Here is a 14,334-nt window from a genome sequence, read left to right on the forward strand (position 1 = left end):
AATGGAAATTTTAACATGTATCAAACAAGTTCCAGGAACTACTGAAGTTGAAGTTGATGAGAAAACAGGGGTACTTAAAAGAGATGGGATAGATTCTAAAATGAATCCATACGATTTATATGCACTAGAAACAGCCCTTAAAATAAAAGAGGAAAAAGGTGCAACTTTAAAAGTATTAACTATGGGACCACCACAAGCAAAGCAAATAATAGAAGAAGGTTTTATGATGGGTGTTGATGAAGGAGCTATACTTAGTGATAGAAAATTTGCAGGTGCAGATGTACTTGCAACATCATATACACTATCTCAAGGAATAAAAAAGGTAGGAAGTCCAGACTTAATAATATGTGGAAAGCAAACAACTGATGGCGATACTGCTCAAGTTGGACCAGAAATAGCAGAATTTTTAAATATAGCTCATATAACAAATGTAACTAAAATAATCGAAGTAAAAGAAAATAGTATAGTTGTAGAGGCGGATATGCCAAATACATTAGAAGAGTGTGAGGTTAATTACCCTTGCCTTATAACTGTTGAAAAAGGAATATTCCAACCAAGATTACCTTCATTTAAATTAAAATTAGACACTAAAGATAGAGAGATACCTATGTATAGTTTAAGTGATTTTGAAGATAAAGATGAAAATAACTATGGACTTAATGGCTCTCCAACACAAGTATTAAAAATTTTCCCTCCAACTTCTAATAATGAAAAAGAAGTTTTAAGAGGAAATAGTGATGAAATAAGTGATAAGTTAGCAGATAAACTTAAGGCGTTAAAGTTAATATAGGGGGATGATTTAAAGTGGCTAAAATAATAATAAATCAAGAAAGAATAGAGAATGTTGATGAAGTAATTAAACTATGTCCTTTTAATGCAATAGAGCTTATAAATGATAAAGTAGAAATAAACGCAGCTTGTAAAATGTGTAAAATGTGTGTTAAAAAAGGTCCGAAAGGGGCATTTGAGTTTGTTGAAAGTTTAAAGGTAGAAATAGATAAAGACAAGTGGAAAGGGATAGCTGTATATGTAGACCACCATGAAGGAGATATACATCCTGTAACTTATGAGCTTATAGGTAAAGCTCGTGAAATGGCTGAAAAAGTAAATCATCCAGTATACTGTGTATTTGTAGGAAAAAATATAAAAGATAAATGTGATAAATTAATATCTTATGGTGTAGATAAAGTATTCGTATATGATGAAGAAGAATTTGAACACTTTAGAATAGAACCATATTCTAGTGCTATTGAAGATTTTATAGAGAACGTAAAACCAACAATAATGTTAGTAGGGGGAACTACATTAGGAAGATCATTAGCACCAAGACTTGCTGCAAGATTTAAAACAGGTCTTACAGCTGACTGTACAATACTAGATATACAAGAAAATACAGACTTAGATCAAATTAGACCTGCTTTTGGTGGAAATATAATGGCTCATATTCATACACCAAATAATAGACCTCAATTTGCAACAGTAAGATATAAAATATTCTCTGCACCAAATGAAGTAGAAAATCCAACTGGAAAAGTTATTTTATGTAACATCGGTAGAGAAAAATTAAATTCAAATATAAAAGTATTAAGCACTAAGCCTAAAACTAAAGAAGTTGGTCTTGAAGATGCAGAAGTTATTGTTGTTGGAAGTAGAGCTATAAAAAAACAAGAAGATATGGAAATGATTTATAAATTAGCAGATGTATTAGGTGCACAGGTTGCAGGAACAAGACCATTAGTAGAATCTGGGTGGATAGATGCAAAAAAACAAATAGGACTTAGTGGTAGAACAGTAAAACCCAAACTTATAATAACTTGTGGTGTATCTGGAGCTGTTCAATTTGTTGCCGGAATGCAAGGTTCAGACTACATAGTAGCTATAAATAAAGATGAAAAAGCTCCTATATTTGATGTTTCTCACTTAGCATTAATAGGTGATATTTATGAAATAGTTCCTAAGTTAATAGAAAAAATAGAGAAAAAACAATTAGACTTAGCATTATCAGTGGAAGAATAGGGGGATTAGCTATGTATAAAAAAATTGATAAAAATGATATAGATTTTCTTATAGATATTTGTGGAGAAGATGAAGTTTTTGTAGGTGAAGGCATAAGTGAAGACTTTTCTCATGATGAGTTAGGTGGAGTTGAAAAATATCCAGAAGTACTTATAAATGTATATGAAACACAACAAGTATCTAAAATAATGAAGTATGCCTATGAAAATAACATACCAGTAACACCTAGAGGACAAGGAACAGGATTAGTTGGAGCAGCAGTAGCAATTCATGGTGGTATTATGATTAATTTAAGTAAGATGAATAAAATATTAGAACTTGATGAGGAAAACTTAACATTAACAGTAGAACCAGGTGTACTACTTATGACTATAGGTCAATATGTTCAGGAAAAAGACTTATTTTACCCACCAGATCCAGGTGAAAAAAGTGCTACAATAGGTGGAAATATAAATACAAATGCAGGTGGAATGAGAGCAGTTAAGTACGGAGTGACTAGAGATTATGTAAGAGGCTTAGAAGCTGTTCTTCCAAATGGAGAAATAATTAATATAGGTGGAAAAGTTGTTAAAAATAGTTCTGGATATAGTATAAAAGATTTAATAGTAGGTTCAGAAGGAACACTAGCAATAGTAACAAAGGCTATACTAAGATTACTACCACTTCCTAAAAAGGATATAAGTTTATTAGTACCTTTTAAAGACTTAGCAGCAGCAATAGATACAGTACCTAAAATAATAAAATCAAAATCTATACCAACAGCAATAGAGTTTATGGAAAGAGAAGTAATACTTGCTGCAGAAGAATTTTTAGGAAAGAAATTCCCAGATAATAGTTCAGATGCATATTTATTACTAAAATTTGATGGAAATAGCAAAGAAGACATAGAAAAAGAATATGAGAAAGTTGCTCATCTATGTTTAGAAAACGGAGCGTATGATGTATTTATATCTGATACACAAGAAAGAAATGAATCTATATGGTCTGCTAGAGGAGCATTCTTAGAAGCTATAAAAGCATCTACAACAGAAATAGATGAGTGTGATGTTGTAGTACCTAGAGATAAAGTTGCTGATTTTATAAGATATACTAATGAACTACAAAAAGAATTAAATGTAAGAATAAAAAGCTTTGGTCATGCAGGAGACGGAAACCTTCATGTATATACATTAAGAGACGATATGGATGATAAAACATGGGAATTAAAACTGAAAGAAAGCTTTGACTGTATGTATAAGAAAGCAAGAGAATTAAGAGGGCAAGTTTCAGGAGAACATGGAATAGGATATGCTAAAAAAGGATATTTACACGAATCTCAAAGTGAAGCATATATGGACGTTATAAGAAATATAAAAATGGCATTTGACCATAAGAATATATTAAATCCAGGAAAAATATATTAAAAAATATAAAAAGCTATACTTATTGAAATTTCAATAAGTATAGCTTTTTATATTTAAGGAAATTTTTTATTAATCTAATATTTTATTTATAAAATCTATAAACTCATCAGAATTATCACTTAGTATATTTGAAAACACTATATTTTCAAAATTACCTCTAATAGTTATATACTCTTTTAGTAAAACTTTCTTTTTTTCAATTGAAGAAATATCTTCATAATTAATAACTTCGATTAAATTAGCATCTCCTAAATTATAAGCATAAAATATAAGTCTTTTATTAGTAGATGTAAGTATACCAGGTCTATATACCTCTGTTCGTAAAACTGTTTTTATAGAACATCTTAATGATAATAATATTTCTTCATCTTCATCTAATATATTAACAATTTCGTTAATTATTTTATCCATTTTAAATCCCCCTTAAAGATTAATCTCTAATAACCTTTTAAATATAGTATAGATTATGTAGTAATATTTGTAAATTAATGTATGGTAAGTTTTCGAACTAATAATTATTGTTGTTGTATATTTTAAAGTGTAGTACCATCATAAATATAAAATAATTTTAAGCTTAAATATATAAAGGGGGAAATTATTTGAATAGAAAAATGTATATATCTAATAATGATTCAGTATTTGCTGGTGTCTGTGGAGGCGTATCTGAATTTTTTGGATTTAAGTCATCAACTTTTAGAATAATATTTGTGTTATTCACAGTATTTGGAAATATAACTATGGGAATAATGCTATACGTAGCTTTAATTTTTCTTATGCCTAATCAAGATAATTATTAACTATAAAACAATGTAGTGATATATATTAAAAATTTTAAACTATTATCATACTTAATAATAAATAAAACTATGTTATATCATCAAGAAATAGATGATATAACATAGTTTTTAAACTCCTTTGCTACAGGGGATATAGATGAGTTTTTAAGCCACCCCATATAAATAACTCTATCTTTTATCTTTTCTTTGATTTTTACAATAGAAAGAGTATTAGTATTAATAAATGGAGTATTAGGAACTATAGAAATACCAGAACCAGCAGCCACTAAGCCTTCAATCATACTAGCTTCACTTGGATGTATAGATATCTTAGGAATATATCCTAAAAATTCTGAGTAAGAAATCATTTTATCCTTACTTGATTCACAAAATACAATAAAAAACTCATCTTTTAAATCCTTTAAAGAAACCTCATCTTTATTAGATAAACTATGACTCTTAGGAACAATTAAAACATATTCCTCTCTTTTTATAGGTATTGATTCAATTTCAGGATAATTATCAAACTTATCTATATTTTGATAAAATCCTAAATCTATTTTCCCTGCCTTTAAATCACTTACTATATTACATATAGATTGATGACTAAATTTAAATTTAGTATCAGGATAAGTATTTAAGAATTCACTAATTAAAAGTGGCATAAAATACGTTCCGACACTAGATGTAGATGAAATAGAAATAGTTTCTGTACTAGGATTAGTCATGTCTTGTAGTTTTTGAATTCCTTCTTCAATCTCAGACAGTGCTATATTTGTATGAGATAAAAATATTTTTCCATATGCAGTTAATTTTATATTCCGTCCGCTTTTTTCAAATAAAGGAACTTTTAGTTCTTCTTCTAATTTTGATATTGATTTACTTAAAGCCGGTTGAGTTACTGAAAGTAAGTTTGAAGCTGTTGTAAAGTTTTCAGTTTCAGATATTGTTTTAAAATATTCTAGCTGTTGTAGATTCATTTTTATACTCCTTATTATTGTAGTTAATGTATGACAAAAAGTTATACTTATATGAAAAATAGACATTAGACATATATAAATTTATAGTGATATAATCTCAATAAATGATTAAAAAATAAATTAATTGTACTAATATAATTACATAAATTATAAATATTATTTATAGTTATGTCAAAGATAGGGGGAAATAAATATTATGATGAAAGTAGATAAAGATAAATGTATAGGTTGTGGATTATGTGTGAAGGACTGTTTCTTAAAAGATATAGAGCTTGTAGATAAAAAGGCTAATATTAAAAATGTAACTTGTATTAAATGTGGTCACTGTATAGCGGTCTGTCCAAAAGATGCAGTAACAACTGATGAGTACAATATGGAAGATGTTAAGGATTATAATAAAGAAGAATTTGATATAGATGCGAATAATTTATTGAACTTTATAAAGTTTAGAAGAACCATAAGGCAATTTAAAAATAAAGATGTAGAGGTAGATAAGCTTTCAAAAATTATAGAAGCAGGAAGATTTACTCAAACAGGAAGTAATAGTCAAAACGTATCTTATATAGTAGTAAAAGATGATATAGATGAATTAAGATCAATGATATTAGAAAGATTAAGCCAAATGGGAGAACATATACTTTCTAACTTAAATTCACAGACAATGCCTATTAAGAAATACGCTGATATGTGGGTTAATATGTATGATGCCTACAAAGAAGATAAAGTAAAAGGAGATAGTTTATTCTTTAATGCCCCTGCTGTAATACTTGTTGTATCTGACTCGCCAGTAAATGGTGCCCTAGCTTCTTCGAATATGGAGCTTATGACTAATGCATTAGGACTTGGAACATTCTTTAGTGGATTCTTTGTAAGAGCAGCTCAAGGTAATAAAAAAATAATGGATTATCTAGGGTTAGAAGAAGGAAAAGAAGTAGTTACTTGTATGGTAATCGGATATCCTGATATAAAATATTCAAGAACTGTACCTAGAAAAGATGCTCAAATATCTTGGAGATAATTAGATGAGAAAAAGTTTTCCTTGAATACCTTATTTTAATTTAAAAAATGTTGTAATATATAAGTAGGCAAATTCTATAATGGGGGATAGATATGAATTTACAAAGGGGAGAAAATAAGGGGAATTTTTATCAAATACCAATATGTTTTAACTGTTTAAAGCCGGTTAACTTGAAAATTAGCATATCAAGTAAAGTTAAAGAAAATTACAGATATATAATTTGTGATTGTGGACAAATAATGAAAGTTGTAAAAATCAATGATGAAGAAAATTTAGCAAGAATAAAAAGAAATGGTAAAGAAGTAAAAGAAGCATATGAATTGTTTTTTGCAAGAGAATATAATGATAAAGTAATTAATTATGAAAAGAAAACATTAATGGATTTTGTAAAAGAAAAAAAGGAACTAATAGAATGTAGAAAAAAAGAAAAGAGAAAATGCAAATTAAAAATAATAAGATAAATATAAAAATCCAGTGATAAATAAATCACTGTTTTTTTATGTTTGTAAAAGAAATTTATAACAAATTAAATGTAATATATATTTCATGTTACTTAATTAATATATTATCCGAAATTTAGAATTGAGTCTAATTTTCATAAATATGGTAAAATATTTTATAATAAGATTATTTAGATAAAACTTATAAGAAGGGAGAGAAATATGAAGAAAAAATATTTATTATGCATAGTATCTATTATGATAATAGCAATGTCATTTGTATTAATTAGGGAAAAAACACTAAAAAAGAATCTAGAAATAGTTACAAAGGCTTACGAAAAATTAATTGAATCAAGGGGAGAGGTAGAGTACGTTAAATTTACAAAAGATGATGGTTCTTATGAAGAGTACTACAAAGACTCAAAAACAGAAGTAGAGCAAAGAGACGAATACAATAAAAATAATGAATTGCAAGCTAGGGAAATATTTTATAAAAATGAAGGGAAAATAGTTAGCATATGTAATGAAAATGACAAATTTGAGGGTAGTACAACTATACTTTCACCTCAAATAGCAAGAGAAAATAAAAATCTAGAAAAGATATCTTTAATGGAGAATATGTCAAATCAGTATACAACAAAATACTTAAAGGATAAATTTAAAAAAGTTAAGAATGAAGATAGTTCGGTTGCAGAATATAATAGCAAAACAGCTAAAATATATATAGACAAAAACAATGATGCTATATTTAAGGTAGAAAGTATTCATCCAAGCGGTAAAAGCGAGATAATAGAGTATTCAAAATTAAAAAAAGGTGAAAAGGATTTATTTAGGATAGATGCAAAGAATAACTCAAATATAGATCTTAGTAATGTAAAACTTAAAGAGTATATACAAGAAGATATTGATTACAAAAATTCAAAAGGATAAAACGTAGATATGGGAAAATATTTATTATATATAGCTAACTAGGTTATTATATTAATAAATAAAATTTGGGGGATAAGAGTATTGAATAGTAATTTAAGAAAAAGCATAATGGCAATATTAATAATCATATTAGGTTTAATAGTTGCACAAATAAGATCAAACATATACAAAAAAATAAATAATAGTCAAAAAGACATATATATTAATTGGGACATTAGATTAAGTACACCGGAAAATGTAGTAAATATTTTTAAAAGTGAACCATCTTTTCATGGTGATGGTGAAAGGTATGCTTATTTAGAATACTCAAAAGAAGATATATATAAGATGAAAAATTCAAAAGAATGGATAATTGTAAATAAAGATAATATAAAATTACTAAATAAAAAAATAGAAAAATTTAAAGAACAAGTATTTTCAATTAATAAATCTAATATAAAGCCTTATAAAGAAAAACCAATAAATATAGAATTAGGAGATGAATATATATATAAAACTAAAAATGATACTGATTATATAATATTAAAGGAAAAGAGAGTTTACTTACTAGAATGGACGATATAATTTTACAAATAAGATAGATAAAGATTTTATTCGACAAAAAAACAAATTTAATGTTGGTTTCCTAACGTAATATCAAAATATACAATATAATAAATGTTAGATACTTGTTGAATATTAAGTATTAGTTTGCTATCATTTGTGTTGTAATATATGTTTTTATAACTATAAAATTGTATTCATATTAAAAGGGGGATTTATTATGAAAAAAGTTTTTAATAGCTTAATTTTTAAGCTAGTGATAGCAGTTGTTGTTGGTCTTATAATTGGTTTTGCGTCTTCAGAGTCTTTGATGAACGTAATAGTTACTCTTAAATATATTTTAGGGCAAGTAATATTTTTCTCAGTTCCATTAATAATAATTGGATTTATAGCTCCATCAATTGCTAGATTAAGACATAATGCTTCTCAACTATTAGGATTTGCAATTGGGTTTGCATACATATCATCAGTAGGAGCAGCTGCATTTTCTGCAATATTTGGTTATATTCTAATTCCGAAACTATCAATCGCATCAGCTACTGGATCTTTACGTGAATTGCCGGAGCTTATCTTCAAATTAGATATACCACAAGTAATGCCTGTTATGAGTGCTTTATTCTTATCTATAATAGTTGGTTTAGCAGTAACTTGGACTAAAGCAGATTTAGTTGAAAAATTATTAAATCAATTCCAAGATATAGTTTTAAGTCTAGTTAATAAAATAGTAATACCTATACTACCTTTTTTCATAGCTACAACATTTGCATCTTTAGCATATGAAGGTTCTATAACTAATCATCTTCCAGTATTTTTAAAAGTTATAGCTATTGTTCTTATTGGTCACTTTATATGGTTAGCAGTTTTATACCTTATTGGTGGTGCTATATCAGGTAAAAATCCAATTGAAGTTATAAAACATTATGGTCCGGCTTACTTAACAGCTGTTGGAAGTATGTCTTCTGCTGCAACATTACCTGTAGCATTAGAATGTGCTAAAAAATCTAAATCTTTAAGAAAAGATATATTAGATTTTTCTGTTCCTCTTTGTGCTAATATACATCTTTGTGGATCAGTATTAACTGAGGTATTCTTTGTAATGGTTGTATCTCAAATTCTTTATGGAAAACTGCCAAATGTTACTACTATGATTTTATTTATAGTATTACTTGGAATATTTGCAATAGGTGCTCCTGGTGTTCCTGGTGGTACAGTTATGGCATCTCTTGGTTTAATAACTAGTGTTCTTGGATTTAATGAAACTGGAACAGCACTTATACTAACTATATTTGCTCTTCAAGATAGCTTTGGAACAGCATGTAATGTTGTTGGAGATGGTGCAATAACCCTTATGCTTACTGGAGTGGCAGATAAAAAGAATATAAAAAGTGAAGAAGTTTCTTCTGATGTATCAGAAATTTAATATACAGATAAATTTATAAATATAATCAAGCCTTATGGAAATCTATTTTTATAAGGCTTGTTTTATTTATATAAAATTATTTAAACATAAAGTATTAAAATATGCTAAGCTAAGATATAAGTAGTAAAATGAATTTATGAATCTAATATTTAAAGGATTCAAAGTATATTATGAATTGGATATGAACATAAGTAAAATGATAGTAGATTTTTAAAAATAAAGAATAAATTTTAAGTGAGGAGAAATAATGAACATAACAATAAGACAAGAAAATGAAAAAGATTATGAAATAAGTGAAGAAGTAGTAAAATTAGCCTTTGAAAATGAAGAGTTTAGTGATAAAAGTGAGCATTTGTTAGTAAATAGACTTAGAAAAGGAAACTCTTTTATAAAAGAATTATCTATGGTAGCGCAAGATAATGAGAAGATTATAGGACATATTTTATTTACAAAGGCACTAATAGATAATGGTAAAGAAGACTTTGAAACTTTAGCTTTAGCACCAGTTTCAGTTTTACCAAATTATCAAGGTAAAGGTATAGGAAGTAAGTTAATTAAAGAAGGGTTAAAAAAAGCAAAAGAAAAGGGATATAAATCAGTTATAGTTTTAGGACATGATAAGTATTATCCTAAATTTGGATTTATACCTGCAAGTAATTATAATATAAAAGCGCCTTTTGAAGTGCCTGATGAAGCATTTATGGCTTTAGAATTAATACCTAATGGTTTAAATAATGTTAGTGGAACAGTAGTTTACGCAAAAGAATTTTTAATATAATAATTAGATTAATTAGATTAAATAGAATAATAAAGAAGTATTTTCTAAGAAAGTATCAAATAATAAGGAAAAAGTAATTACAACTAATAAGCAATCTAAAGATTCTACATATAAGTTAAATATTGATTTTAAATCAATAGATGTGTTTAAATATAAGATTTATATAGTAAAAAAGACTACTTAAATTTAAGTGGTCTTTTTTACTATAACTAAAGAAATATAGGTACTTTATTTAAAACTAAAAGAACAATAACGCAAATCATTAAAACTAATGAAGATATAAGTTTAAATAAAGGATAATAATAAGATTTACTATCGTTATCTAATTTATAAAGTTTAATAGTTTTTAAATAATTCTCAACAGTACTAAGAGCATATAGAAGAATTAATACATAAGAGTAATGCATACTCTTAATCGCTACAAGGTAAAGACATATTAAAAGACCAAAAGATAATAGATATCTAAAATTTTTAGGTAAAAGTTTTAGAGCAGTATCCTTATCAATATTTTTTATATAAAATTTCTTCTTTAAAATAGAACCAATAATAATATCTAAAGTTAACAAAATAAGTATTAATAAGGCCATTTATGTAAATCTCCCTTCAAGGACATACAATCATGTAAATTAGAATACTTCTAAAATAAATAATAGTATATTTTTTGAGAAAGTTCAACAAAGAGTAACATTATTTAAGAGCGGTTCATAATTTATATTAGGGGTGCTATTATGAATATAGAAGAAATTATGAAACAAGTAAAAAAAATTATGGAAAGTTACAATTTGACCTTTGAACAATCCCTAGAACTATTCAAAGTTCAAAATACTTTAGGAAATTTAGAAAACTTATGTGAAAAGTTAGATAAAACAAGTACGGAAATATTAAACCTATCTGAGAAGATAGATGCTGTGGTAACAATACTCTCATATACTAATATTAAGTAATATAAAAGCACCTATAATTATAGGTGCTTTTATATTATTTAAAAAATTTAGAAAAAATCGAAATTTGTAGTTCATATAAAAAGGAAAAAAGCATATATATGTAAAATATAATAACTAACATAAATATGATATTAAAACTAAAATAGGGGATGTGTATATATGAACATTAAAGAAGGAAAGTATAGAATGTTTGAAATATATGCTAAAGAATACAAAAAAGTTATGCAAGAAAAAGATCAAAAAAAGATTAATAGGCTAGAGGAAAAGATGAATACCATAGATAAAGAATTAACTAATTATACTAAAGAATTTTGCAAGCTAGATTTAGAATTTAAGGAAAATTCAAATGAAATTCCAGACCCTATAAAATATTATATGGAAAATGGTACTACATTAAATCCTCATAACTATGTGAATAACACTAAATGGGAAGGGTTTTGGAAAAAATGCAGTGGGAAAGATTTAGAGTATTTTATATCATACTTAGAATATCCGATTATGTACCCAAAACACGAAATTTATGTAGATAATAATAAAAATTTAATAGAAGTGTTTAAAAATGAAACAGGGATTAATAAAACTCCATATGGAGTAATTTGTGCAGAAATTATAAATAAGAAATATTTTAAATGAATTAAAAAAATAGAATTTAAAGGTTTGATTTTAAAAAAGTTAGGGTAACTAATAGTTTTGAAACAAAAGCTAAATAAATCTTCATTGTGGACGAATAGATAATATACAACTATTTTACAACTACTATTATTTACTAGATATATAATATGTCGTATAATTGTTATATATGGAAAAAAATGGAACGAAGGATGAGGTGGAGATAAATTGAAAAATAAAATTGCATTAGCAACATTAGCTATGTTACCAATAGCAGCAACTAATGTAAGTGCATCTGGACAGATAGGAGTAGTAACAACAAGTTCCTTAAATGTAAGAAGTGGAGTTGGAACTAATCATAGTGTTATTTTTACTATAAAAAAAGGTGACCAAGTTGAAATAAAAGAAACATCAAATGGATGGTATAAGATAAAAACTAACTCAGGGCAAGAGGGTTGGTCATCTTCTGAATATATATCAACTAGTCAAATTTCAAGCCAAGAATCTTCAACAGGAAATAAGAAAAAAACTACTGATAGAGTAAACCTAAGAAATGGAGCAGGGACTAGCTATAGAGTTATTACTACTTTAAATAAAGGTGAAGTACTAGAAGTTATTTCAGAAAGCAACGGATGGACAAAAGTTAAGCATGATGGAAGATTAGGTTATATTTCTAGTCAATACCTAGAAAATGTAGGGTCAAGTTCTAGTAATGTATCATCAACAAAAGTAGTTGATACAGAAACACTAAATGTAAGAAGTGGGCCAAGTACTAGTAATGGTATAGTAGGTAAACTACGAAGAGGTGAAAAAGTAGGTGTAATATCAGAAAGCAACGGATGGTCAAAAATAAAGTTTAATTCGACTGAAGCATATACTTCTACAATGTATCTAAAATCAGAAGGTCAAGTTACTGTACCAGAAAAACCATCTCAACCGGAATCTACTAAAGAAACAAAACAAGTAAATACAAGTTCCTTAAATGTAAGAAGTGGAGCAGGAACTAATCATTCTAAAATAGGAAATTTAAAATTAGGAGAAAAGATAGAAGTAATATCGGAAAGTAATGGATGGGCAAAAATAAAATTTAATGGGTCTACTGGGTATGTATCGAGTCAGTACCTAAGCAAAACAAATACAAATACAGAAAAACCATCTCAACCGGAAACTACTCCAGAAGCTACTAAAGAAACAAAACAAGTAAATACATCTTCATTAAATGTAAGAAGTGGAGCGGGAACTAATCATTCTAAAATAGGAAGTTTAAAATTAGGAGACAAAGTAGAGGTAATATCAGAAGGTAATGGATGGTCTAAGATAAAGTTCAATGGATCTACTGGATATGTATCAAGCCAGTATTTAAGTAAAGTAAATACAAGTCCAGAGACACCGCAAAAGCCATCTAAACCTGAAACTTCTACTCAAACAAAAGAAGTAAATACATCTTCATTAAATGTAAGAAGTGGTCCAGGAACTAACTACTCTAAGATAGGAAGTTTAAAACAAGGAAACAAGGTAGAAGTAATATCAGAAAATAACGGATGGTCAAATATAAAGTTTAGTGGAAAAGATGGATTCGTATCAAGTGAATATTTAAGTCAAGAGGATGGTTCTAAACCAGAAAATCCAGCACCTCCTGTTGTAGGTGGAGATAGTGTTCAAATAGTAGATGGTGCTACTGTACATAATAAAGGATTAACTTATTCATTAAGTAGCCATGTTCAAAAGCAACTTAATTCAGCTCAAAATGTTATACATTCAAGTAAGCCTAGAAATGGAGTAGTAGCTAGTATGGCACAAAGTAGATCATATGTTACTGCAGATAAAAGTGACTTAGAACATTTCTTAAATCCTAATAACTTTAGAAATAGCAAAAAAGGAATGTTACAGTTCTTAAGATTAGATACTTACAAGGGTGGAATAACTGCTAGTGAGTTAAATTCATTCTTGAATGCTCAAAAGCTTTCTTCACAAGGCAGTAATGTGTTCCATAACCAAGGACAAGCTTTTATAGATGCTGCTAGAAAGTATAATATAGATTTAGTATATCTTGTAGCACACTCTATGTGGGAAACTGGGTATGGTTCTTCAACATTAGCACAAGGACAAATTTTAACAAGTTATAAAGGACAAGCTTTAAGTTCTCCAGTTAAAGTTTATAACTTCTTTGGGATAGGTGCATTTGATGGAACTGCCAACTTATCAGGAGCAGAAGCAGCTTATGCAAATGGATGGACAAGCGTAGAAAAAACTATTGAAGGTTCTGCAAAATGGATAGCAAATAATTACATAAAGAGCTCAACACATAACCAAAATACAGTTTATAAAATGAAATTCAACTATAATAATCCAAGACATCAGTATGCAACAGATGTAAACTGGGCAAATGGAATATCAGGTATAATGTATAGATTAATAGGAATGTATGATACAACAAGTAACTTAAAATATGAAATTCCTATTTATAACGGATAGTA

16 protein-coding genes are annotated in these 14,334 nt (G+C 27.5%); 13 read left to right on the forward strand and 3 right to left on the reverse strand.

Features of this window, described 5'->3' with window-relative positions; genetic code table 11:
- Position 1 precedes the first annotated feature (1 nt).
- From JNUCC81_RS05820 to JNUCC81_RS05830, 3 genes are read left to right on the forward strand one after another with little or no spacing between them, the layout of a single operon-like run.
- A complete protein-coding gene (locus JNUCC81_RS05820) occupies positions 2–790 on the forward strand; it encodes an electron transfer flavoprotein subunit beta/FixA family protein (RefSeq protein ID WP_454095725.1) in 789 nt (262 codons plus the stop codon).
- A gap of 14 nt (positions 791–804) precedes the next feature.
- Positions 805–2,016, forward strand: coding sequence for an FAD-binding protein (locus tag JNUCC81_RS05825; protein WP_454095726.1), 1,212 nt, complete (start codon positions 805–807; stop codon positions 2,014–2,016).
- Positions 2,017–2,027: 11 nt separating this feature from the next.
- Entirely contained in the window at positions 2,028–3,419 is a 1,392-nt protein-coding gene (locus tag JNUCC81_RS05830) for an FAD-binding oxidoreductase (RefSeq protein ID WP_454095727.1), read from the forward strand.
- Between the two features lie 69 nt (positions 3,420–3,488).
- Here the strand turns inward: JNUCC81_RS05830 and JNUCC81_RS05835 are convergent, their stop codons facing one another.
- Positions 3,489–3,830, reverse strand: coding sequence for a PH domain-containing protein (locus JNUCC81_RS05835; RefSeq protein ID WP_454095728.1), 342 nt, complete (start codon positions 3,828–3,830; stop codon positions 3,489–3,491).
- A gap of 188 nt (positions 3,831–4,018) precedes the next feature.
- Here JNUCC81_RS05835 and JNUCC81_RS05840 point away from each other — a divergent pair, with 188 nt between their 5' ends.
- On the forward strand, positions 4,019–4,216 hold the full coding sequence (locus tag JNUCC81_RS05840; protein ID WP_454095729.1) for a PspC domain-containing protein: 198 nt from the start codon (positions 4,019–4,021) through the stop codon (positions 4,214–4,216).
- Positions 4,217–4,296: 80 nt separating this feature from the next.
- Here JNUCC81_RS05840 and JNUCC81_RS05845 read toward each other — a convergent pair whose 3' ends face one another.
- On the reverse strand, positions 4,297–5,175 hold the full coding sequence (locus JNUCC81_RS05845) for a LysR substrate-binding domain-containing protein (protein WP_454095730.1): 879 nt from the start codon (positions 5,173–5,175) through the stop codon (positions 4,297–4,299).
- Positions 5,176–5,371: 196 nt separating this feature from the next.
- Here JNUCC81_RS05845 and JNUCC81_RS05850 point away from each other — a divergent pair, with 196 nt between their 5' ends.
- The 6 genes from JNUCC81_RS05850 (at position 5,372) to JNUCC81_RS05875 (ending at position 10,304) form a co-directional block, all read left to right on the forward strand.
- Positions 5,372–6,193 carry a nitroreductase family protein gene (locus JNUCC81_RS05850; RefSeq protein ID WP_454095731.1) on the forward strand — a complete coding sequence of 274 codons (822 nt, stop codon included), beginning with the start codon at positions 5,372–5,374 and terminating at the stop codon, positions 6,191–6,193.
- A 92-nt stretch (positions 6,194–6,285) separates the two neighbouring features.
- Entirely contained in the window at positions 6,286–6,654 is a 369-nt protein-coding gene (locus JNUCC81_RS05855) for a hypothetical protein (protein WP_454095732.1), read from the forward strand.
- 201 nt (positions 6,655–6,855) lie between these two features.
- Entirely contained in the window at positions 6,856–7,563 is a 708-nt protein-coding gene (locus tag JNUCC81_RS05860) for a hypothetical protein (RefSeq protein ID WP_454095733.1), read from the forward strand.
- Between the two features lie 81 nt (positions 7,564–7,644).
- On the forward strand, positions 7,645–8,127 hold the full coding sequence (locus JNUCC81_RS05865) for a hypothetical protein (RefSeq protein ID WP_454095734.1): 483 nt from the start codon (positions 7,645–7,647) through the stop codon (positions 8,125–8,127).
- Between the two features lie 199 nt (positions 8,128–8,326).
- On the forward strand, positions 8,327–9,526 hold the full coding sequence (locus JNUCC81_RS05870) for a dicarboxylate/amino acid:cation symporter (protein WP_454095735.1): 1,200 nt from the start codon (positions 8,327–8,329) through the stop codon (positions 9,524–9,526).
- Between the two features lie 247 nt (positions 9,527–9,773).
- Entirely contained in the window at positions 9,774–10,304 is a 531-nt protein-coding gene (locus tag JNUCC81_RS05875) for a GNAT family N-acetyltransferase (protein ID WP_454095736.1), read from the forward strand.
- A 209-nt stretch (positions 10,305–10,513) separates the two neighbouring features.
- Here JNUCC81_RS05875 and JNUCC81_RS05880 read toward each other — a convergent pair whose 3' ends face one another.
- Complete coding sequence (locus JNUCC81_RS05880; RefSeq protein WP_454095737.1) at positions 10,514–10,891, reverse strand: hypothetical protein; 378 nt, start codon at positions 10,889–10,891, stop codon at positions 10,514–10,516.
- A gap of 141 nt (positions 10,892–11,032) precedes the next feature.
- Between JNUCC81_RS05880 and JNUCC81_RS05885 the strand changes: the two genes are divergently transcribed.
- The 3 genes from JNUCC81_RS05885 to JNUCC81_RS05895 all read left to right on the forward strand — a co-directional run bounded on the left by JNUCC81_RS05885 (position 11,033) and on the right by JNUCC81_RS05895 (position 14,332).
- A complete protein-coding gene (locus tag JNUCC81_RS05885) occupies positions 11,033–11,248 on the forward strand; it encodes a hypothetical protein (RefSeq protein WP_454095738.1) in 216 nt (71 codons plus the stop codon).
- A 159-nt stretch (positions 11,249–11,407) separates the two neighbouring features.
- The gene (locus JNUCC81_RS05890; protein ID WP_208333299.1) at positions 11,408–11,881 is read left to right on the forward strand and encodes a hypothetical protein; all 474 of its coding nucleotides are present in this window, start codon (positions 11,408–11,410) and stop codon (positions 11,879–11,881) included.
- Between the two features lie 204 nt (positions 11,882–12,085).
- The gene (locus JNUCC81_RS05895; protein WP_454095739.1) at positions 12,086–14,332 is read left to right on the forward strand and encodes an SH3 domain-containing protein; all 2,247 of its coding nucleotides are present in this window, start codon (positions 12,086–12,088) and stop codon (positions 14,330–14,332) included.
- Positions 14,333–14,334: the final 2 nt, after the last annotated feature.

The sequence above is a fragment of the Faecalimicrobium sp. JNUCC 81 genome (genome assembly GCF_053667625.1).